General features: G+C 68.8%; 24 protein-coding genes. 10 read left to right on the top strand and 14 right to left on the bottom strand.

The features are described 5' to 3' along the window. Positions 1 to 4 precede the first annotated feature (4 nt). Positions 5 to 1,396, bottom strand: coding sequence for a class II fumarate hydratase (fumC, locus tag BN1313_RS12440; RefSeq protein WP_091741136.1), 1,392 nt, complete (start codon positions 1,394 to 1,396; stop codon positions 5 to 7). 73 nt (positions 1,397 to 1,469) lie between these two features. Here fumC and BN1313_RS12435 point away from each other — a divergent pair, with 73 nt between their 5' ends. Further along, positions 1,470 to 1,847: a RusA family crossover junction endodeoxyribonuclease gene (locus BN1313_RS12435; RefSeq protein WP_091741133.1), complete on the top strand. Its 378-nt coding sequence runs from the start codon at positions 1,470 to 1,472 to the stop codon at positions 1,845 to 1,847. A 57-nt stretch (positions 1,848 to 1,904) separates the two neighbouring features. On the opposite strand, the gene sciP is transcribed toward BN1313_RS12435, so the two are convergent. Beyond that, a complete protein-coding gene (gene sciP / locus BN1313_RS12430) occupies positions 1,905 to 2,198 on the bottom strand; it encodes a CtrA inhibitor SciP (protein WP_091741130.1) in 294 nt (97 codons plus the stop codon). Positions 2,199 to 2,322: 124 nt separating this feature from the next. On the opposite strand from sciP, the gene mnmA reads away from it, so the two are divergent. Beyond that, positions 2,323 to 3,504 carry a tRNA 2-thiouridine(34) synthase MnmA gene (gene mnmA / locus BN1313_RS12425; RefSeq protein ID WP_176696002.1) on the top strand — a complete coding sequence of 394 codons (1,182 nt, stop codon included), beginning with the start codon at positions 2,323 to 2,325 and terminating at the stop codon, positions 3,502 to 3,504. After that, positions 3,494 to 4,654, top strand: coding sequence for a thiolase family protein (locus BN1313_RS12420; RefSeq protein ID WP_091741127.1), 1,161 nt, complete (start codon positions 3,494 to 3,496; stop codon positions 4,652 to 4,654). Before mnmA ends, BN1313_RS12420 begins: the two co-directional genes overlap by 11 nt. On the opposite strand, the gene BN1313_RS16990 is transcribed toward BN1313_RS12420, so the two are convergent. From BN1313_RS16990 to BN1313_RS12400, 5 genes are all read right to left on the bottom strand, one after another. Then, on the bottom strand, positions 4,651 to 4,782 hold the full coding sequence (locus BN1313_RS16990) for a hypothetical protein (protein ID WP_281176480.1): 132 nt from the start codon (positions 4,780 to 4,782) through the stop codon (positions 4,651 to 4,653). The two genes, BN1313_RS12420 and BN1313_RS16990, sit on opposite strands and share 4 nt — an antisense overlap. Before the next feature lie 212 nt (positions 4,783 to 4,994). After that, positions 4,995 to 5,183 (bottom strand): DUF899 family protein, encoded by a 189-nt coding sequence (locus BN1313_RS16765; RefSeq protein ID WP_218054365.1) that lies wholly within the window; start codon positions 5,181 to 5,183, stop codon positions 4,995 to 4,997. A gap of 2 nt (positions 5,184 to 5,185) precedes the next feature. Further along, positions 5,186 to 5,935 carry a hypothetical protein gene (locus tag BN1313_RS12410; protein ID WP_091741124.1) on the bottom strand — a complete coding sequence of 250 codons (750 nt, stop codon included), beginning with the start codon at positions 5,933 to 5,935 and terminating at the stop codon, positions 5,186 to 5,188. A 47-nt stretch (positions 5,936 to 5,982) separates the two neighbouring features. Then, complete coding sequence (locus tag BN1313_RS12405; protein WP_218054364.1) at positions 5,983 to 6,489, bottom strand: SRPBCC domain-containing protein; 507 nt, start codon at positions 6,487 to 6,489, stop codon at positions 5,983 to 5,985. An 87-nt stretch (positions 6,490 to 6,576) separates the two neighbouring features. Beyond that, positions 6,577 to 7,083, bottom strand: a complete 507-nt coding sequence (locus BN1313_RS12400; RefSeq protein ID WP_091741121.1) for a DUF3617 domain-containing protein — start codon at positions 7,081 to 7,083, stop codon at positions 6,577 to 6,579. Between the two features lie 97 nt (positions 7,084 to 7,180). On the opposite strand from BN1313_RS12400, the gene BN1313_RS12395 reads away from it, so the two are divergent. Beyond that, on the top strand, positions 7,181 to 7,447 hold the full coding sequence (locus BN1313_RS12395) for a GNAT family N-acetyltransferase (protein ID WP_091741118.1): 267 nt from the start codon (positions 7,181 to 7,183) through the stop codon (positions 7,445 to 7,447). 40 nt (positions 7,448 to 7,487) lie between these two features. On the opposite strand, the gene BN1313_RS12390 is transcribed toward BN1313_RS12395, so the two are convergent. Next, the gene (locus BN1313_RS12390) at positions 7,488 to 8,597 is read right to left on the bottom strand and encodes a cell wall hydrolase (RefSeq protein WP_176696001.1); all 1,110 of its coding nucleotides are present in this window, start codon (positions 8,595 to 8,597) and stop codon (positions 7,488 to 7,490) included. A 252-nt stretch (positions 8,598 to 8,849) separates the two neighbouring features. On the opposite strand from BN1313_RS12390, the gene nadA reads away from it, so the two are divergent. Genes nadA through BN1313_RS12370 form a run of 4 tightly spaced genes read left to right on the top strand, consistent with a single transcriptional unit; the run spans position 8,850 to position 12,563 of the window. Next, positions 8,850 to 9,935 (top strand): quinolinate synthase NadA, encoded by a 1,086-nt coding sequence (gene nadA, locus BN1313_RS12385; protein ID WP_091741112.1) that lies wholly within the window; start codon positions 8,850 to 8,852, stop codon positions 9,933 to 9,935. A gap of 1 nt (position 9,936) precedes the next feature. Continuing rightward, complete coding sequence (locus BN1313_RS12380) at positions 9,937 to 11,460, top strand: L-aspartate oxidase (RefSeq protein WP_091741109.1); 1,524 nt, start codon at positions 9,937 to 9,939, stop codon at positions 11,458 to 11,460. Next, positions 11,457 to 12,302: a carboxylating nicotinate-nucleotide diphosphorylase gene (nadC, locus tag BN1313_RS12375; RefSeq protein WP_091741106.1), complete on the top strand. Its 846-nt coding sequence runs from the start codon at positions 11,457 to 11,459 to the stop codon at positions 12,300 to 12,302. The genes BN1313_RS12380 and nadC overlap by 4 nt, the downstream gene beginning before the upstream one ends. 57 nt (positions 12,303 to 12,359) lie before the next feature. Further along, positions 12,360 to 12,563, top strand: coding sequence for a hypothetical protein (locus tag BN1313_RS12370; RefSeq protein ID WP_091741103.1), 204 nt, complete (start codon positions 12,360 to 12,362; stop codon positions 12,561 to 12,563). Here BN1313_RS12370 and BN1313_RS12365 read toward each other — a convergent pair. Then, the gene (locus BN1313_RS12365) at positions 12,560 to 13,375 is read right to left on the bottom strand and encodes a cell wall hydrolase (RefSeq protein WP_245620187.1); all 816 of its coding nucleotides are present in this window, start codon (positions 13,373 to 13,375) and stop codon (positions 12,560 to 12,562) included. The two genes, BN1313_RS12370 and BN1313_RS12365, sit on opposite strands and share 4 nt — an antisense overlap. A gap of 253 nt (positions 13,376 to 13,628) precedes the next feature. On the opposite strand from BN1313_RS12365, the gene uvrB reads away from it, so the two are divergent. Continuing rightward, on the top strand, positions 13,629 to 15,887 hold the full coding sequence (gene uvrB / locus BN1313_RS12360) for an excinuclease ABC subunit UvrB (RefSeq protein ID WP_091742680.1): 2,259 nt from the start codon (positions 13,629 to 13,631) through the stop codon (positions 15,885 to 15,887). On the opposite strand, the gene BN1313_RS12355 is transcribed toward uvrB, so the two are convergent. Beyond that, complete coding sequence (locus BN1313_RS12355) at positions 15,865 to 16,344, bottom strand: GNAT family N-acetyltransferase (protein ID WP_218054363.1); 480 nt, start codon at positions 16,342 to 16,344, stop codon at positions 15,865 to 15,867. The genes uvrB and BN1313_RS12355 overlap by 23 nt on opposite strands. Then, positions 16,341 to 17,354 carry a thioredoxin-disulfide reductase gene (trxB, locus tag BN1313_RS12350; RefSeq protein WP_091742678.1) on the bottom strand — a complete coding sequence of 338 codons (1,014 nt, stop codon included), beginning with the start codon at positions 17,352 to 17,354 and terminating at the stop codon, positions 16,341 to 16,343. Before trxB ends, BN1313_RS12355 begins: the two co-directional genes overlap by 4 nt. Positions 17,355 to 17,388: 34 nt before the next feature. On the opposite strand from trxB, the gene BN1313_RS16355 reads away from it, so the two are divergent. Further along, positions 17,389 to 17,583 (top strand): hypothetical protein, encoded by a 195-nt coding sequence (locus BN1313_RS16355; RefSeq protein ID WP_141653139.1) that lies wholly within the window; start codon positions 17,389 to 17,391, stop codon positions 17,581 to 17,583. Here the strand turns inward: BN1313_RS16355 and pseG are convergent. From pseG to greA, 3 genes are read right to left on the bottom strand one after another with little or no spacing between them, the layout of a single operon-like run. Continuing rightward, positions 17,580 to 18,614, bottom strand: coding sequence for a UDP-2,4-diacetamido-2,4,6-trideoxy-beta-L-altropyranose hydrolase (pseG, locus tag BN1313_RS12345; RefSeq protein WP_091741096.1), 1,035 nt, complete (start codon positions 18,612 to 18,614; stop codon positions 17,580 to 17,582). The two genes, BN1313_RS16355 and pseG, sit on opposite strands and share 4 nt — an antisense overlap. Then, positions 18,611 to 19,681, bottom strand: coding sequence for a mitochondrial fission ELM1 family protein (locus BN1313_RS12340; RefSeq protein ID WP_245620186.1), 1,071 nt, complete (start codon positions 19,679 to 19,681; stop codon positions 18,611 to 18,613). The genes pseG and BN1313_RS12340 overlap by 4 nt, the downstream gene beginning before the upstream one ends. Beyond that, positions 19,672 to 20,145 (bottom strand): transcription elongation factor GreA, encoded by a 474-nt coding sequence (greA, locus tag BN1313_RS12335; protein WP_091741093.1) that lies wholly within the window; start codon positions 20,143 to 20,145, stop codon positions 19,672 to 19,674. The genes BN1313_RS12340 and greA overlap by 10 nt, the downstream gene beginning before the upstream one ends. Positions 20,146 to 20,305 lie beyond the last annotated feature (160 nt).

Here is a 20,305-nt window from a genome sequence, read left to right as displayed (position 1 = left end):
CGCCTCAGCCCGGCGAGATCATCTTCTCCGGGCGGACGTATTCGTCGAACTCCTCGTTCGTCAGATAACCGCCGCCGACGGCCTCTTCGCGCAGCGTCGTGCCGTTCTTGTGCGCGGCCTTGGCGATCTTGGCGCAGTTGTCGTAGCCGAGCTTGCCGTTCAGCGCCGTCACCAGCATCAGTGAGCGCTCCAGGGCGGCCTTGATGTTGTCCTCGCGGGCCTCGATTCCCACGACGCAGTTGTCGGTGAAGGAGATCGATGCGTCGGCGATCAGGCGGCACGACTGCAGGAAGTTGTAGGCCATCACCGGGTTGAAGACGTTCAGCTCGAAGTGGCCGCTGGCGCCGGCGAAGGTCATGGTCGCCTGGTTGCCGAACACCTGGGCGCAGACCATGGTCAGGGCCTCGCACTGGGTCGGGTTCACCTTGCCCGGCATGATCGACGAGCCAGGCTCGTTCTCCGGCAGCGACAGCTCACCCAGGCCCGAGCGCGGGCCCGATCCTAGGAAGCGCAGGTCGTTGGCGATCTTGAACAGCGAAGCGGCCACGGTGTTGAGCGCGCCGTGGCTGAAGACCATGGCGTCGTGGGCGGCGAGCGCCTCGAATTTGTTCGGCGCGGTGATGAAGGGCAGGTGGGTGATGCCGGCGATCTTCTCGGCCACCAGCTCGGCGAAGCCCACCGGCGCGTTCAGGCCGGTGCCGACGGCGGTGCCGCCCTGGGCCAGCTCATAGAGACCATAAAGGGTCTCCTTCAACCGACGCACGCCGTTGCCGATCTGCATCGAATAGCCCGAAAACTCCTGGCCGAGCGTCAGCGGCGTGGCGTCCTGGGTGTGGGTGCGGCCGATCTTGATGATGTGGTCGAAGGCCTTGGCCTTGCCGTTCAGGGCGGCGTGCAGGTGCTCCAGCGCCGGCATCACTTCCTTCGCCACCTGTTCGGCGCAGGCGATGTGCATGGCCGTCGGATAGGTGTCGTTCGACGACTGGCTCATGTTGACGTGGTCGTTGGGGTGGACCGGCTTCTTCGAGCCCATCTCGCCGCCCAGCATCTCGATGGCGCGGTTCGAGATCACCTCATTGGCGTTCATGTTCGACTGGGTGCCGGACCCCGTCTGCCAGACGACCAGCGGGAAGTGGTCGTCCAGCTTGCCGTCGATGACCTCCTGGGCGGCGGCGACGATCGCGTTCCCAATCGCCGGATCCAGTTTGCCCAGCGCCATATTGGCCTCAGCCGCGGCGCGCTTGACGATGCCCAGCGCGCGGATCACCGGGCGCGGCTGCTTCTCCCAGCCGATCTTGAAGTTGCCGATGGAGCGTTGCGACTGCGCGCCCCAGTAGACGTCCGAGGCGACCTCGATCGGGCCGAAGGTGTCGGATTCGGTGCGCACGCCAGCCATCGCTTTAGCTCTCCAAGATGTTGCCCAGCCCGTTTACCGAGACGGTTCAAGACTGCAAGGCTAAGAGGGTCGCATGGACGGGGAATGGACCCATCACGGTAAGGTTCGGGCGCGACAGCAAGGCGCCGAGATGGTCGTGGTCGTGGATGGCCTGACCACCCAGGCCAAGTACTACAAGCCGCTGATCTATGAGTTCTTCCGCAAGGCTTGGCGCGGCGGCCGGCCCGCATGGGGCGAGTTCGAGGTCACGATCCAGATGGAATACCTGGGCGATCCGCCCTGGCTCGACCTCGACAACCTGGCCAAGGCGATCCTCGATTCCATCAAGGGCTACGCCTTCCACGACGACGCCCAAGTCGCCCGCCTCCTGGTCGAACGCCTGCCCGGCGAGCGCGAACGCATCACCGTCACGGTGGTCAAGCGGCCGGACGTTGAGGCCGGGCACCCGTAAGCAAGGTGCAAGCTCGTCCTTCTCCCGCAAGGGGAGAAGGAAGGTGTCTCGCCGCTCTTAAGCGCCGCGATACTGCTGGATCCGCGTGGTCCTGAGGCCAGCCATGCCATGGCGTTCGATGGAGTCTTGCCAGGCTTCGAACTCTTCGACCGTCAGGCCATAGCGGGCCAGGGCGTCGTCTATGTCGATCAGGCCGCCGCGCACCGCGGCCACCACCTCGGCCTTGCGGCGGATCACCCAGCGGCCGGTGGTAGGCGCGGGCAGGTCGTTCAAAGTCAGCGGAACGCCGGTCGGGCCGATCACATAGGGCTCGCCGCGGCTGTTGGTCCGCTTCAACGGTTGATGAAACATAGTCTTGAAGAGTTCCCCAGTCCCGATGGAACCCAACCTAGGCCGTTGTTCCTAACGAGCGCTGAATCGCAGGCCTTAACTTGGCGACCTCGCAAATCGCCGCCCCACCCGCTACATTGCGGCCATGAGCGACGCTCTCACCCTGGATGCGCCTTCAGGCCTGCTGGACGCTGTGCGGGACGCGGTGCGCCTGCCCGCTGGCGCGCGCGTCGTGGCCGCCATGTCGGGCGGCGTGGATTCCACCGTCACCGCCGCCCTCCTGGCCCGCGCCGGATATGACGTCGTGGGCGTGACGCTCCAGCTCTACGACCATGGCGCGGCCCTTCAGAAGAAGGGCGCCTGCTGCGCCGGCCAGGATATCCACGACGCGCGCACGGCGGCCGAGGCCATCGGCATCCCGCACTATGTCCTCGACTACGAAAGCCGTTTCCGCGAGGCGGTGATCGAGGAGTTCGCCGACGCCTATCTGCGCGGCGAGACGCCGATTCCCTGCATCCGCTGCAATCAGACCGTGAAGTTCCGCGACCTGCTGGACGTCTCGCGCGACCTGTCGGCCGCCGCCATGGCCACCGGCCACTATGTCCGTCGCCGCCTTGGCCCGAACGGGCCTGAGCTGCACCGCGCGACTGACGCCAACCGTGACCAGAGCTGGTTCCTCTTCGCCACGACGGCGCAGCAGCTCGCCGACCTGCGGTTCCCCCTGGGCGACCTGCCCAAGCCGCTGGTGCGTCAGGCGGCCGCCGAGCTCTCGCTAGGGGTCGCTGACAAGCCGGACAGCCAGGACATCTGTTTCGTGCCGCAAGGCCGTTACACCGACGTGATCGACAAGCTGCGCCCCGAGGGCGCGGTCCCGGGCGAGATCGTCCACATGGACGGCCGCGTGCTGGGCGCCCACGAGGGAGTCACCCGTTACACCATCGGCCAGCGCCGCGGCCTGAACGTCGCGGTGGGCGACCCGCTGTTCGTCACCCGCATCGACGCGCGCACCCGCCAGGTGATCGTCGGTCCGCGCGAGGCCCTGCTGACGACCGCGCTCACTCTCAAGGAGACCAACTGGCTAGGCGACGCTGCGACCATCGACGCCGCCTGCGACGCGGGCCTGCCCGTTCTCGCCCGCGTCCGCTCGACGCGCGAGCCTGTGCCTGGCCGCCTGGCCTGGATCGACGGCGATCCCAGCGTCACGTTCGATGGCTCGGAGGAGGGCGTCGCCCCCGGCCAGGCCTGCGTGCTCTACGACCCCGCCGAGCCTACGCGCGTCCTCGGCGGCGGCTTCATCGCCTCCGCGGTGCGCCAGGATGTCCGCTGACCCCGTCGTCATAGCCGGCTACGCCCGCACCCCCATGGGCGGGTTCATGGGCGCTCTATCCAGGCGCAGCGCCACCGAACTGGGCGCCGCTGCGGTGCAGGCCGCCGTAGAGCGCTCTCGCATCGACCCAGCCTCGCTCCAGCAGGCGATCATGGGCTGCGTCCTGTCGGCCGGGCTCGGCCAGGCGCCCGCCCGTCAGGCCGCGCTGGCCGCCGGGCTCCCGCTCGGTGTCGAAGCCACGACCGTCAATAAGATGTGCGGCTCAGGCCTACAGGCGGTGATCCTCGCCCACGACGCGCTGGTCGCAGGCTCCGCCGAGGTGATCGCCGCCGGCGGCATGGAGAGCATGTCGAACGCGCCCTACCTCCTGAAGAAGCACCGCGGCGGCGCCCGTTTCGGCCACGACCAGATATTCGACCACATGGTCCTCGACGGCCTCGAAGACGCCTACGCGCCCGGTAAGTCCATGGGGGCCTTCGCCGAGGAGGTCGCACGCAGTCACCAAGTGACCCGGGAGGCGATGGACGCCTACGCCATCGAAAGCCTGGCCCGCGCCAAGGCCGCCGTGCAGTCGGGCGCGTTCGCCGCCGAGATCACCACCGTCGGCGACGTCGCCGCCGACGAACAGCCGCTGAAGGCCGACCCGGCCCGCATTCCGACGCTGAAACCCGCCTTCGCCGAGGGCGGCGCGATCACCGCCGCCAACGCTTCATCGATATCCGACGGCGCCGCGGCCCTGGTTCTCATGCGCGAATCCCGGGCCCGTGCGTCCGGCGCGCCGATCGCCGCGCGCATCGTCGCCCACGCCGCTCATGCCCAGGAACCGGGCCTGTTCGCCACCGCGCCGGCGCCCGCCATCCGCAAGGCCCTGGCCCGGGCGGGCTGGACAACCGCTGACGTCGACCTCTGGGAAATCAACGAGGCCTTCGCCGTTGTCGCCATGCTGGCGGCTCAGGACCTCGGCATCGATGCCGAAAAGCTGAACGTCAATGGCGGGGCCTGCGCGCTGGGCCACCCTATCGGCGCGTCCGGCGCGCGCATCCTGGCGACGCTTCTGGCCGCCCTCGAAGCCCGCGGCCTCTCTCGCGGCGTCGCCAGCCTCTGCATCGGCGGCGGCGAGGCGATCGCGATCTGCGTCGAGCGCGCCTAGCGGTGGCAGACCTTCGGAAACCAGTCGCCGCCGCGCCCCTTCGGGGTCATGTCCAAGATGCCCCAGACGGCGTCGGCGCTGCCGCCGGCCCGGAGATGCTGGCCGGGCTCGCTGGGCGCTAAGGCCATGTCAGAGCCCCAGAAGTGGCGGATTCGTCGGCGTCGCGCTTGGAGACGTTGAAGATCGTCTCGTCCCAGTTCTCGCCGTCCTTCAGGTCGCGGTCGTCGCGCATGCCTTACGGGAACTTCGACGTGTCGCCGAAGTAGTCGGCGTCATAGCTGTTCCCCGCGGTCGAGATCAGCGACGGGTGTTCCCGGCCGCGCAGGCCCCTTCCACGCCGTCAGCCGCGCTGAGGCGTGCCGATCCGCTCGAACTCATAGTCTTCCGCGACCAGGCCGCCCGCCGGCAGGGCGCGCCGCAGGGCGGCCACCGCCTCGGTCTGTTGCGCCGGGCGATTTCCGCGTCGAGCAGGGCGTTTGCGCGCGGCGCGATAGTCCGCGCTTTCGTTGGGATAGCTCAGGTGATCCATGCTCAAGCCCTTCTGACTTGGGTCTTGGTGACGCTGATCCAGGCGGACACCAGCGCCAGCAGTCCAGCCGCGGCGAGCGCCGTCCACGCCGCCAGGGCGTGGTCGCTCCGCTCGGCGAGCCACACGGCGATCAGGCCCCACGCGACGGCCAACGGAAAGGCGATCAACCGGGTCCGGTCGACAAAGGCCAATGCCAAGCCCGCCACGGCGATGACCCCGGCGGTCCCCGCGCCGCGGCCGGCGCTCGGCGAGAGCAGCCCTTCCGCCGTCATCACCATGAGAATGTTGAGGGCGGCGGCGATCGTCAGCCAGCCGGCCAACAGGGCCAGGGGCTGCCAGCTCAGCAGGCGTTCGCGACGATCCGCGGCGTCCCGCGCCCGGGCCGCGACGAGGCCGGCCGCCAACGTGCTGGCCGAGGCGATGATCACGATCACCGTGGCCCAGCGCACGTCCGCCGCGGCGAGCCAGATCCAGGCTCCGATACCGAGGTTCGCCGCTGCGGCCGGCCACGCCAAGCGCGCCAGCCGCGGATTATCGCGCTGCGCCGGCAAAGCCTGCCAGATCGCATAGGCGGCCAGCCAGGCGTAGATGAACCCCCAGATGGAAAACGCGTAGCTGGCGGCTCTCAGGGTCTCGTCGCCGGCGGCGGAGAACGCCGCCTGGCTCTGGCCAAAGCCGGCGGCGGCCTGGACGATGGGCGAGCCGATCGCCCAGGCGGCGGCAAGAAGAACTGCGATCTGTCGGTGGGTCATGAGGCCATCAACGCCTCGGACAGGCACGCTGATCCGCGACGCCGCCGCTAAAGGCTGGCCGCCAATTCCGCCAGCTGGTGGGCGCACTGGGTCCAGCCGGGTTCGAACCCCATCTGCTTATGCTGCTCGACGGTCTCTGGCGACCAATGCCGGGCGCGGGCGATATAGAGCGTGCGGCCGTCGGCCTGCGGCTCGAATGTCGTCTGGGCGACCATGAAGGGCGCGCCGACGACCGGTTGCCAGTCGGCGGTGAAGGCGTCGGTCGAGACGATCTTGCGGTTCGGCACGATCTCCAGGAACACGCCGGAGGCAGGATATTCGGCGCCTGACGACGGGTCTTTCATGACGATCGCCTGGACGCCGCCAACCCGGAAGTCCTGGCTCAGCACTGTCGTCTCGAGCGGCCGCGGCGCGAACCACTTCACCAAGAGCGCCGGGTCGGTCCAGCAGCGGTAGATCGCCTCGGGACTAGCCTTGATCAGGAAGCCCAGGACCAGTTCACGGTCATGGGCCGGCTCGACGCGGACGGGGGTGATCAGGGCGTCTTCGCTCATCTGAAGTCTCCTTAGCCGCCAAGCGTGGCGGTCTACTCAAGGACGCTGGGCGTCAGTGCGTCCCCGACAAGGTCCTCATGAATTTTCTCAGCGCGTCGCTGATCCGGTCATCTTCAGGATATTCACCTTGATCCCGCCGGGCATGGTCATGTCGCCCGGAACCATGCCTGCCGGGCACGCGCCAGCCCAGGTCGAGGTGATGTCCATCTGCTGCGTGCCGTTCATCATCGCCACCTTGGCGCCCGTCGTGACCGACGTCGCCTTGACCTGGTAGCGGCTGTTGAAATCGCCGCGCGCCGTCCCCTTGGTTACGATCTGGCCCCCGCCCGCGATCGGGCAGACGCTGTCGAAGCTCCAGCCGCCCGCCGCTGGCGTCACGGTCATCCTCGTGCAGGACCGTGTCCCGGCGTTCTGGCCGAAGGCTGACATCCGCCGATCGGTGGCGGCGTCCAGGCAAAGGCTGCTCTGCACAGTCTGACCACCGGCGTTCATCGACTGCTTCCACAAGCCCGGCTTGCGGGTCGGGTAGGATTGGGCGGAGGCCGCGCCGGCCGCCAGTCCCACAAGGAGGCCGATCACGAGGACGTTCTTCATGTTGCAAACCTCATCCGCTCCCCCGACCTGATGTGAAGCTTAGGGTGGATCGATCCAGGCTGCGAGCGAGTTTCGCCACACACCACGGGAGGATTTCATGACCGATTTGCGGGATAACGGCGCGCGCTACGAAATCGACGAGGAGGGTCAGACCGCCTACGCCGAATACCGGCGCGAAACCGGCCGCCTTTACATCGACTACGTCTTCTCGCCGCCGGCGCTCCGAGGCAAGGGCACGGCCGGCCGCCTGATGACGTTGGTTGCGGAGGAGGCCAGGACGCACGGCCTGACCATCACCCCAATCTGCGGCTACGCCCGCACCTGGCTCAGCCGCAAGCCCGAGTACCACGACATCGTGACCTAGCCTTGCCTCTCCAATTCGAAGGGGGAAGTCAGGGTGAAGGCTAGGGTTCCTGGTCCATCTTCCGCTCCACCCCCGCCAGCTTTTCGTTGATCGCCTTCACCTCCTCAGGCGTCGGCTGACGCCTGGGCGCGTAGAGCACGCCGCGGACCCGTGTGCGGGCCCCCTCCGCAGCCTCCGCATCGACCATCCGGTAGGTTTTCACTTCGCCGGCGACGCCCAGGGTGATGGTTTTCTCCGCGGGAATGCCTTGTCGCTCCGGGGCGATCAGTCCCTCGGTCCGAGGGTCGCCGCCGGCCAGCACCGCTGGGCTCAGGATCGCCTCGCGTCCGGCATACTGGCCCGTGAACGCCGGCGGCTCGCCCCAGGGTCCGGTCCATCGGTAGAAGATGTGCGCGCCGACCTGGCGCATCTTCACCAGGGTGGGCGCCCAATAGGGGGCGACGTAGATCGCATGATAATGCGTCGCTGATCCGACCTGGCGATCGACGTGGCCGGCGAGCGCCTGGCGCGCCACGGTCTGGGCGCGTCGCCACAGGTCAGGTTCCGGCGTGAACCGCAGTGAGCCGTCGCAGGTGAAGGTGAATTGGCACCCGGTGGTCCGCGCAGAGCCCTGGTAGACCACCGCGCACACCGACTTCGGATAGGCCGGGTGGCGCAGACGGTTCAGCACGACCTGGGCCACCGCCTGCTGGCCCGCCCCGGGTTCGCGCGCCGCCTCGTAGTAGACCACCTGGGTCAGGCAGGTCAGCGCGCGGGCGCGGTCGTCTGCTTCGCCCTTCAATACGAACGGCTTCATCGGCCGGACGGGCAGGCCGGCGAAGGGACGGATCGCATTGATCTCGATGGCTGAACTGCCTTGGACTTCACCAAAGCCCAGATCGGGCGGCGTCGTCACGGACAGGCTGGTCCAACCCTCCGCCCGGCCCCAGCCGTCGACCTGGCGCCGGTACGGGTCGTGACGCGCCGCCAAGGCCCGCGTCGCCGGATCGAGGCTCCCTATCAGGTCGTTGATCTTCTGGTCGGCTAGGCCCGAACGCGCGAAACTCGTCTCATCGGGCGTTAAGGGTCGCGACGCCGGCGCACAGGCGGCGCAGAGGACTGCGGCGGCGAGCGAAATTGTTCCGGCGATCGTTTGAAAGATTTTTGACACGCGATCCGATCTGCGCCGAAAGCCCTCAAGTGGTCGAAAAGACGAAAGGTTTCCGCACTTCTCCATATTCGGTCGCAGGAGGATGGGAAAGCTTGGCCGTGGCTTTGGCTTGCGCCCTAATCTGAGTGCGCTATATGTCTTTCACCAGTTTTGCTCAGAAAGAGCATAACTGGCCCGCCGACGCCCGGCGCTCCCGCATCGGGCGTTTTTTCAGGACGGGGAAATGCTCATTTTGAGCATAAGGAGGGGTTCATGCCCGCCGACGGTTCGCAGTTCGACTTCACCCCCGCCGTGGAAGCGGCGACGGCCGGGACCTGGGATAAGGTAAAGCGCCAGGTCACGCCGATCGAATGGCGCCTGCACGCCCCCCTGATCGCCGAGATCAACCGCCTGAAGGCCGAGAAGGGCGCGGTGATCCTGGCCCACAACTACATGACGCCAGAAATCTTCCACGGCGTCGGTGACTTCGTTGGCGACAGCCTTGCGCTGGCCAAGGAGGCGGCCAAGTCCAAGGCCAAGATCATCGTCCAGGCCGGCGTGCACTTCATGGCCGAGACCTCGAAGATCCTGTCGCCGGACAAGACCATCCTGATCCCGGATCTGCTTGCCGGCTGCTCGCTCGCGAGCTCCATCACCGGCGCCGACGTGCGACTGATCAAGCAGCGCTATCCTGGCGTGCCTGTGGTCACCTATGTGAACACCACGGCTGACGTAAAGGCCGAGACCGACATCTGCTGCACCAGCGCCAACGCCGTCCAGGTGGTGGAGGAGGCCGCGCGGATGTGGGGGACCGACCGGGTCATCCTGATTCCCGACGAATTTCTCGCCCGCAACGTCGCGCGCCAGACCCATATCAAGATCATCGCCTGGCAGGGCCGCTGCGAAGTGCACGAGCGCTTCACCGCAGAAGACATCCTGGACCTCAAGGCCGCCTATCCGGGCGCCGAGGTCCTGGCGCATCCTGAATGCCCGGCCGAAGTGCTGGAGGTCGCCGACTTCGCGGGCTCGACCGCGGCCATGAACGACTATGTGATCCAGCGTAAGCCCAAGCAGGTGGTGCTGATCACCGAATGCTCCATGGCCGACAACGTCGCCGCCGACGCGCCGGACACCGAATTCGTCCGGCCCTGCAACCTGTGCCCGCACATGAAGCGGATCAGCCTGGAGAACATCTACGAGGCCCTGCTCTACGATCGCTATGAAGTGACCGTGGACGAGGACATCGCTGAACGCGCCCGCCTAGCGGTCCAGCGCATGATCGACCTGCCGCCGCCGGCGATCCCGGCCCGCTACGACCTGGTCAAGGCGCGTCACCACGTCGACGTCGAGCTGATCTGAGGTGAACATACTCCGTCACGACGGCGTGCTGGTCGTCGGCGCGGGCCTTGCCGGCCTGAGCGCCGCCTTGGCCGCCGCGCCGACGCCTGTGCTGGTCCTGACCGGCGCGGCCCTCGGGTCCGGCGCGTCGTCGGCCTGGGCGCAGGGCGGCCTGGCCGCCGCCCTGGCTGAGGATGACGCCCCGGCCCTGCACGCCGCCGACACCATCGCCGCCGGCGCGGGTCTGGTCGACGCCGCCATGGCCGCCGTGTTGACCGAGGAAGGCCCTGCCGCGGTGCGGGCGCTCGCCGCCCTGGGCGCGCCCTTCGATCGCAACGCCGACGGCAGTTTCCACCAGAGCCTGGAGGCCGCCCACTCCCGCGCCCGCGTCGCCCGGGTGAAGGGCGATCAGGCGGGCGCAGCCATCATGGGCGCCGTGATCGCCGGCGTCCTCGCCGCGCCCCATATAGAGGTTCGCGCCGGCTATCGCCTGCGGGCTCTGCTCAAGGACGTGGAAGGCCGCGTCGTCGGGGTCGTCGCGGAGGCCGACGGCGCCCTGGTCCAGATCCGCAGCCATGCCGTCATCCTCGCCACCGGCGGGATCGGCGGCCTCTATGCGCTCACCACCACGCCGGCTGAACTGATCGGCGAGGGCCTGGGTCTGGCGGCCCAGGCGGGCGCCGTGATCGCCGATCCGGAGTTCGTCCAGTTCCACCCGACGGCGCTCGACGTCGGCGCCGATCCTGCGCCCCTCGTCACAGAGGCGCTGCGCGGGGAGGGGGCCTTTCTGGTTGACCGCGCCGGCCGCCGCTTCATGGCGGACTACCATCCTGACGCCGAACTCGCGCCGCGCGACGTGGTGGCGCGCGCTATCCATGCCGAACGCGCAGCCGGCCGGGGCGCCTTCCTCGACTGTCGTGAGGCGGCCGGGGCGCACTTCGCTGAGGAATTCCCGACCGTTTTCGCCGCTTGCATGGCCGCAGGCGTCGACCCGCGCGCCCAACCCATCCCGGTGACGCCCGCCTGCCACTATCACATGGGCGGGATCGCCACGGGCGCGGACGGCGCGACGTCCCTTCCGGGCTTGTTCGCCGTTGGCGAGGTCGCCTCTACCGGCGTACACGGCGCCAACCGGCTGGCCTCGAACTCCTTGCTGGAGGCCGCTGTCTTCGGCGCCCGCGCCGGCTGCGCCGCCGCCCAGGCGGTTGGATCCAGTGCTGCGCTGCAATCGGTGGTCGTCCCCCCGCTGCTGCCCCGTGAGGCGCTGCAGTCCCTGCGCCGCGCCATGAGCCGCGACGCGGGCGTCCTGCGCGACGCAAGGGGCCTCGACAACCTGCTCGCGGAAATCGATGCGCTTGAGGCTGTGCACGGCCGAGCAGCGTCCCTGACCGCGGCCCGCCTCGTTGCGGCCTGCGCCATCGCGCGCGTCGAGAGCCGTGGAGGCCATTTCCGTCTCGATGCGCCTCGACCCGGTGCGCCGCGCCGAACCTTCGTCACCTTGAACGAGGTCGAGGCCAGATCGGCCCTGAAGTTCGCCGCCGAATGATCAGCCCGCTGCCTGACACCCTCATCCGACCCCTGGTGCAGGCGGCCCTGGCCGAAGACCTGGGCCGCGCTGGCGACATCACCTCTGAAGCCTGTATTCCCGCCGACGCCCGGTTTTCCGCGGTCTTCGCCGCCCGCAAGCCGGGCGTCGTCGCCGGCCTGGACTGCGCCAGGCTTGCGATCCTCGAACTGGATTCCACGGCGCAGTTCACCGCCCTTGTCGCCGACGGCGACGCCCTGGCGCCGGGGACGGTGCTCGCCACCGTCCAGGCGAACGCCCGCGCGCTGCTCTCGGCCGAGCGGGTCGCCCTGAACTTGCTGGGCCGCCTCAGCGGCGTGGCCAGCCTGACGCGCCTCTACGCCGATGCGGTGGCCGGCACGAAGGCGCGCATCGTCGACACCCGCAAGACCACGCCGCTCCTGCGGGCCCTGGAGAAGTACGCCGTGCGCTGCGGCGGAGGGGTCAATCACCGCTATGGCCTGGATGACGCGATCCTGATCAAGGACAACCACGTGGCCGCCTGCGGCTCGGTAGGCGAAGCCATCCGCCGCGCCCGCGCCTTCGCCGGCCACCTCACCAAGGTCGAGGTCGAGGTCGACGGCCTGCACCAGCTGGGTGAGGCCCTGACCGAACGCCCCGACGTCATCATGCTGGACAACTTCAGCCTGGAAGACCTGCGCGTCGCCGTGGCCCGCGTGGCGGGCGCCGTGGTCCTCGAAGCGTCCGGCGGTGTGAACCTCGAAACGGTTCGCGCCATCGCCGAGACCGGCGTCGACGTCATCAGCGTGGGCGCGCTCACCCACTCCGCGGCGGTGCTGGACATCGGCCTGGACGAGGCCTGAGGGGGAACTATCCCCGTCTGTCCCTGGTTCTCCATCCTCAACCGAGGAGGAAAGACCATGGGTTCCAAAGCCCCACCGATCCCCAAGGAACAGGGCGGCGGTCAGCCGAATATCAAGGGCGCCGACATCGGCCGTCGCGATCGCGAGACCGGCCTGCAGTCAGAGCAGGCGGGCGATGGCGACACAAACCTCGACCAGCAGGGCCGCTTCGGCAATCTGAAGCAGAACACCAGCCGCTCAGGCAACGTCCAGAACCGCTAGGACGCGCGCGGCGCTTCCGTGGCGTTGGCGGCGGTGTCGACGGCGTGGGCCGGCGCGTCCGCCGCGAGCGCGGGCGCAGCCTCCGCTAAAGGCGTCGCCGTCACCACGATCTGTGGCGCGGATGGTGCGTTGACGAACTGCACCTCCGGCTCGGCCGCTTCGATCAACGTCGGCGGAGGGGCGAGACGCGGCGCGCCGAAGCGATAGAAGATATGTGTGCCGACGCGAGTGACGAGCCTCATGCGGTCGCCCCAGGCCGGGCTTACCCCCGTGGTGTGGAAGTGGGTGGCCCCGCCGATGTCAGCCAGCACCACGCCGGCCAGCACCTGGGCGGCGATGCGATGGGCGCGGCGCCAGGCGCCGTCCTCGCTGACCCGCTCGACCGCGCCGTCACAGGCGAAGCTGAACTGGCATCCCCGCCCTGTCGCCGCGCCTTGGTAGACGACCCCGCACACGGTCTTAGGGAATGCCGGGTGCTTGACCCGGTTCAGGATGACTTCGGCGACGGCGGCTTGACCCTTCTGGGTCTCGCCACGGGCTTCGAAATAGACCGCCTGGGTCAGACAGTTGAGCTCGCTGGCGCCGCTTTCCAGTTGCAGGCTGCGATCACGGGCGGGCGCCGCGATGGTCGTCAGACCACTTGGCGCGTTCAAGCCGAGACTTGTACCGAGCAGCGGTGCGGGCATGCGGGCCGGCGCCTCGATACGTCCGTTCTGGACAAGGCCCGCCCCCAGAATGAGGCCAGCGGTTGCGCCGGCGATGACGCCGGTCAGCACGCGCCGATTGGCGCATGCGGCTATGGAGAATTGCAAAATCGCGTCCTGCGCGGCGAGGGCAAGGCGCCCCCCGGAAACTTGTCGCCGCGACGCGCCCCTGCTCATGCTGGCGGCGGGTCGCCGGCTGGCCTGTCCGGGACTCGGTGGGACAGGCGACGGCAAAGTACGGGGCGGCTTATGACGGTCTGGCGACGGCTTGGCAAGCGGAGCCATGGCGGCGGCTTGTCGCAGGGTCCCGCCATGGCCGCGCGGACTGGCGTTCCGGCGTTGGGCGTCCTACCTTCCGTTCATGCCTCGTTCCCCGCGTCCTGACCCCGCAGCGCCAGCGTCTGGCGTCGCCGATATGTCGGCTGTTTTCGACTATGACGAAAACACCATGCCGATGCTGTGGAAGCCGCACCGGCCGGCGCGCCCCGCCAAGTCGGAAGGCGGGCGGACCTTCAAACTGGTCAGCGACTACGAACCGGCCGGCGATCAGCTGAACGCCATTCCCGAACTTGTCGCCGGCCTGGAGGGCCGCGAGCACGACCAGGTGCTGCTAGGCGTCACCGGCTCCGGCAAGACCTTCACCATGGCCAAGGTGATTGAGCAGACCCAGCGCCCGGCGCTGATCCTGGCGCCGAACAAGACGCTCGCCGCCCAGCTCTATTCTGAGTTCAAGAGCTTCTTCCCGGACAACGCCGTCGAGTTCTTCGTCTCCTACTACGACTACTACCAGCCCGAGGCCTACGTGCCGCGGACCGACACCTACATCGAGAAGGACTCCTCGATTAACGAGCAGATCGACCGCATGCGCCACTCGGCGACCCGCGCGATCCTTGAGCGCGACGACGTGATCGTCGTCGCCTCCGTCTCCTGCATCTACGGCATCGGCTCGGTCGAGACCTACACGGCCATGACCTTCACCCTGACGCCGGGGGACAAGATCGACGAGAAGAAGCTGATGGCCGACCTGGTGGCCCAGCAATACAAGCGCAACGACGCCGCCTTCGAGCGCGGGACGTTCCGCCGGCGCGGCGACACCCTCGAGATCTTCCCGGCCCACTATGAGGACCGGGCCTGGCGGATCAGCCTGTTCGGCGACGAGATCGAGACGATCACCGAGTTCGACCCCCTGACCGGCCGCAAGACCGCCGATCTCGAAGGCATCAAGATCTACGCCAACAGCCACTATGTGACGCCGCGGCCGACGCTGCGGCAGGCGATCAATTCCATCAAGGAGGAGCTCAAGGAACGCCTCGACTGGTTGGTCGCCAACGGCAAGCTGCTTGAGGCCCAACGGCTGGAGCAACGGACAACGTTCGATATCGAAATGATGGAGGCGACGGGGTCCTGCGCCGGCATCGAGAATTACAGCCGTTACCTGACAGGCCGCCGGCCGGGCGAGCCGCCGCCGACCTTCTTCGAATATATTCCTGACAACGCCCTGCTGTTCGTCGACGAGAGCCACCAGACCGTGCCGCAGATCGGCGGCATGTACCGGGGCGACTACAGACGCAAGTTCACCCTGGCCGAGTACGGGTTCCGTTTGCCGTCGGCCATGGACAACCGGCCGATGAAGTTCGAGGAGTGGGACGCCATGCGGCCGGACACGGTGCATGTGTCGGCCACGCCGGGGTCGTGGGAAATGGAACGGTCCGGCGGCGTGTTCACCGAGCAGGTGATCCGCCCCACCGGCCTGATCGATCCGCCCGTCGAGGTCAAGCCGGTCTCCAAAGACGGCTTCAGCCAGGTCGACGACGTGATCGACCAGGTCCGCCAGACGATCACCAAGGGCTACCGCTCGCTGATCACCGTCCTCACCAAGAAGATGGCCGAGGACCTGACCGAATACATGCACGAGCAGGGCCTGAAGGTCCGCTACATGCACTCCGACGTCGATACCCTGGAGCGGATCGAGATCATCCGCGACCTCAGGCTCGGCGCCTTCGACGCCCTGATCGGCATCAACCTGCTGCGCGAAGGGCTCGACATCCCTGAGTGCGGGCTGGTGGCGATTCTCGATGCGGACAAGGAAGGCTTCCTGCGTTCCGAAACCAGCCTGATCCAGACCATCGGCCGGGCGGCGCGGAACGTCGACGGCCGAGTGATCCTCTACGCCGACACCGTCACCGGCTCCATGGAACGGGCCATGGCCGAGACCAAGCGTCGGCGCGAGAAGCAGGAGGAGTGGAACGCCGCCCACGGCATCACGCCGGCCAGCGTGAAGAGCCAGATCAAGGATCTGCTCGCCAGCCCCTATGAGCGCGACCACGTCACCATCCCGGCCGGCGTCGCCGAAGGGTCGCAGCCCTTCGTCGGCGACAACTTCAAGACGACGCTGCGCGATCTCGAGAGCCGCATGCGCGAGGCGGCCGCCAACCTGGAGTTCGAGACAGCCGCCAGGCTGCGCGACGAGATCAAGCGCCTGAAGCTGATGGACCTGGAGTTCGCCGCCGACGCCATGGCCGCGCCGGGCGAAACCGCCGACAAGGGCGAGCTCAAGCGGGTGCGCGCCGAGGCTCGAGCCGAGGCTCAGGAGCGCTTCAGGAAGGGTCGGCTGAAGTAAGGTCCAGGTGCAGGAACTGGTTGAAGTCGCTCTTCGCGTAGTCCGAGAACGCGCCGCCATCGACGAAACCGCGGCGGCGGTACAGCGAAAGCGCCGGCTCGAAGGCCGGGCCTGAGCCGGTCTCCAGGCTGAGCCGCGTGAGGCCACGGGCCTTCGCCTCGGATATGATGATTTCAAGGATCTCGGCGGCCGCGCCCTGGCGCAGGAAGCTCTTGTCGGTGCGCATCGACTTCACCTCCGCCGTCCCGTCGCCCAGCATCTTCAGCGCGCCGACGGCGGCGATGCGCTCGCCCGACCAGGCGCTCCAGACGGTGACCGCCGGATCCTGCAGGCCGGAGAGGTCGAGGGCGAAGACGGCCTCCGGCGGCGAGTTGGCCTGCATGCCCATCAGGTGGACGGCAAGCAGGCCCTTGGTCCTGGGATCCGTAAGGTCGTCGATGCGGACTTCAAAAGTCACCAGGCGCCGATCCGCTCGGCCTCGTGGCGGCTGATCGGGTGGCCGGCGCGGGCGTGGTCTTCCTCGGCCAGCAGGCGGACGGCTTCGAGCGCGGCCATGCAGCCCATGCCGGCGGCGGTGACGGCCTGGCGGTAGACGTCGTCGGTGACGTCGCCGGCGGCGAAGACGCCCTTGACCTCAGTGGCGGCCGAGCCCGGCTTCACCTTGAGATAGCCCGAGGCGTCCATGGTCAGCTGGCCGGCGAACAGCGCCGAGGCGGGCGCGTGGCCGATGGCGATGAAGACGCCGGCGCAGTCCACGGTCTGCGTCTCGCCGGAGTTGACGTTCTTCAGCCGCACGCCGGTGACGCCCATGGGGTCCTTGTCGCCCAGAACCTCGTCGATGACGTTGTCCCAGATCACCTCGACCTTGGGGCGTGCGAACAGGCGTTCCTGGAGGATCTTCTCGGCGCGGAACTCGCCCTTGCGGTGCACGACGGTGACCTTGGAGGCGAAGTTGGTGAGGAACAGGGCCTCTTCGACCGCCGTGTTGCCGCCGCCGACCACGACCACCTCCTTGCCGCGGTAGAAGAAGCCGTCGCAGGTGGCGCAGGCCGAGACGCCGAAGCCCTGGAAGGCCTGCTCGCTGTCGAGACCCAGCCACTTGGCCTGGGCGCCGGTGGCGATGATCAGGGTCTCGGCGAGCCACTCCTGGCCGCTGTCGGTCTTCAGGTGGAAGGGGCGGTGGGAGAGGTCGGCGGAGGTGACGAGGTCGTTGATGATCTCGGTCCCGACGTGCTCGGCCTGGGCCTGCATCTGCTCCATCAGCCACGGGCCCTGCACGGTCTCGGCGAAGCCCGGGTAGTTCTCCACGTCGGTGGTGATGGTCAGCTGGCCGCCGGGCTGGATGCCCTGGATTAGCACGGGGTTCAAAAGGGCGCGCGCCGCATAGACGGCGGCGGTGTAGCCTGCAGGGCCGGAGCCCACGATCAGGCACCTTACGGAGCGGGGTTCGGAACGAGTTTCAACCATGACCGTAATGTAGGTGCGATTCTGGAGTGATGCGATGGACGACAAGACGAAAGCCATGGGCGTCGTCGCCCTGACCGGAATGGCGCTCGGCGCCGGCCTGGCGCTGGGCCTGGGCGCCCGGATCATTTCGGTGGGCGTGGTGGCGGGCCTGGGCGCCGGCGTCGCCCTGGGCCTTCTCGCCGGCCATGCGCCGAAGCTGGAAGATCACCGGCCGCCCACCGTCTACTAGCGCCGCTTCGCCGCGATCAGGGCGAGGAAGGCGTCTGCCGCGCGCGCCGCGCCCATGCCGTCGCAGAGGTCGGCGCTGCGCTGAGCCAGATCGCGCCGCAGGTTGGCGTCAGCCAGGAGGCGCATGAGCGCGCGGTCGAAACGATCGGGGAAATCAGGCTCCGCCGGATCGACCACCAGGCCGGCCTGCGCCTCGGCGATGGCGCGGGCCACCGGCCGCTGGTTGTCGGCCAGGATCAGCATCAGGCTGGGCAGGCCCAGGGTGCAGCGCTCCCAGGTGGAGGAGCCGGCCGCGCCGATGGCGAGGTCAGCCTCGGCGGTCAGGCGCGCCATGTGCGGGGTGTCGACGTGGACGGCCAGGCGGGTGTCGCGGCGCGCGAGGCGGGTGACGCCGGCCAGGCTCGGCGCGCCGGCGCCCAGGACCACGTCGATGCCCTCGGTGGTCAGGCGCGGCCGCAGGCGCTCGACCACCTGGCCGGTGACGCCGTCGATGTCGGTGAGGCCCAGCGACACCAGGATGCGCTGCACCGGTTCGCCGCGCCAGCCGAGCGCGGCCTGGCGGAAGGCGGGAAACTCCGGCCGAACGGGGGCGTACTGCGGTCCGAGCAGCAGGCGCGCGCCGGTGGGGATCAGACCATCATAGTCGCTGGCCCGGCGCTGGGGCCCGCAGTCCAGCACCATGTCGGCGAACAGCGGCCGGTCGGCCAGCTCGTCGACCACCAGGGCCGGGCGGCCCTGGGCCATGGCGCTGTGGTCGACCTCGGCCAGGCCGAAGTGGTCGAAGACGACGGCGTCGAAGGGCCGGGCGCCGGCGGCGTGCAGCAGCTCGCGGGCGCTGCCGCCGATCGACTCCAGGACGGCGGCGTCGGGGGCGAAGGCGTTGACGATCTGGGTCACGGGCGCCGGGCCGACGATGGCGCAGGACGCGCCGTGGGCCTCCAGCCCCTGGGCGAGCGCCAGGGCGCGGAGCACGTGGCCGCCGCCGACCTCTGGGCCGGCGTTGACGAAGAACAGGACGCGAGTGTCGCTCATGAGGTTCGTTGGCGCGAGCCGGTGGCGGGATCAAGTCCAACCTTGAGGTCCCCAGCCTTGGCGTCGAACCGCCGCAGGATCTCTGCGGCCGCGCGATCGGCCTCGAGGATCGGCTCGACGGGCCAGCGCTCCAGCCCGCCGCCGAACGGCCGGACCCGGCCGGAGGCCTGCAGGTCGGCGTGCAAGGCGCGGAACTTGGCGGCGGCGCGGTCGGAACGCGGGCGCAAGGGCAGGATCTGCACGGGCGCGTTCGTGGCCGCCGCATCCAGCGCCATGTTCACCGAATCCTCGGTCACCAGCACATGGTCGGCGCTGCCCAGGAAGGCGGCGTAGGGGTTCTCGCCTTCGCCGTCCCAGATCCAGGCCCGCCCCTCCAGCACGGCGCCGGCCAGGGCCTCGGTCATGGCGGCCTTGGCGGCCTGCGGCGTGCGGCGCGAGAAGGTGAGCAGGATCGAGCCGCCGGTCGCCTGCGCCGTCTGCAGAACGGCCAGGGCCAGGATCGCGGCCTGGTCGCGGGGCAGGTCGTAGGCGGCCGAGGCGCCGCCGACCGCGACGGCGATATGGGGACGCGGCAGGGGCGCCAGGGGCGCGGCGAAACGGGCCCGCCCCTCGGCCAGGCGTTCGGCGGTCATGCGCGAGGGCGCGCCGATGATCGGAAAGACGTTCGGGCCGGAGAGGCCGTCGTGGACCGGGGGAATGACCAGGTCGAAGGCCGCGGGCGGCCAGCGCGGATCCTGCGCCTGGACCACGAAGGTCCCGGGCGACCAGCGGCGCATGTGGACGCTGAGCGGCAGCGCGGCGCGGCCGGCGGCGATCCAGATGTCCGGCCAGGGCGCCGCCAGGTCCGCCGCCGTCGCGGCGCGGGGCAGGGCCATCATCAGGGCGGTGGGCAGGCGGCCGAGGCCAGCGCGCCAGGCGACGCGCTTGACGACGATCCCGGCGGGCTGCGCGCGGGCGACGGCCTCGGCGAGCGCCAGGGTCTGGGCTTCTATGCCGGCGCGGCCGTCGGAGACGGCCCAGATTGAAAGAGGCCGGCGGGCAGGCTGGACGGCCTCGCTCAGATCCACTCGACCTTGGTGATCTCGTAGGACTTGCCGCCGCTGGGGGTCGGCACCTCGACCACGTCGCCCGGCTCCTTGCCGATCATGGCGCGGGCGAGCGGCGAGATGATGGAGATCTTGCCGTCCTTCACATTGGCCTCGTGCTCGCCGACGATCTGGTAGCGGGCCTCTTCCTCGGTGTCCTCGTCGATCACCGAGACCGACGCGCCGAATTTCACCTGGCTGCCCGAGAGCTTGGAGACATCGATCACCTGGGCGCGGGCCATGCGGTCCTCGATCTCGGCGATCTGGCCTTCGATCCAGCCCTGGCGCTCCTTGGCGGCGTGGTACTCGGCGTTCTCGGAGAGGTCGCCATGGGCGCGCGCCTCGCCGATGGCGGCGATCACCGACGGCCGTTCGATGGTCTTCAAACGCTTCAGTTCGTCGTCGAGGGTCTGATAGCCCCCGGCGGTCATCGGGACTTTTTCCATATTAGGTGATGAACTCGAGCTCGGCCCCAGGGGAGGTGGGAGGACTATACGAGATACCGTCCGGCCGCGGGGTCAAGCGGTCGGGGGGCTAAACGATAGGATTGTGCGCTGCGAAGCGCAAGGGAGACGCGTTGGTTCCTCAACAACCCCCCGTTCCACA

It is taken from the genome of Phenylobacterium immobile (ATCC 35973), from assembly GCF_001375595.1.
In the GTDB taxonomy this organism is placed as follows: domain Bacteria; phylum Pseudomonadota; class Alphaproteobacteria; order Caulobacterales; family Caulobacteraceae; genus Phenylobacterium; species Phenylobacterium immobile.
The sequence above is the reverse complement of the archived record's forward strand: the minus strand, read 5'-3'. Positions and strand labels throughout refer to the sequence as shown.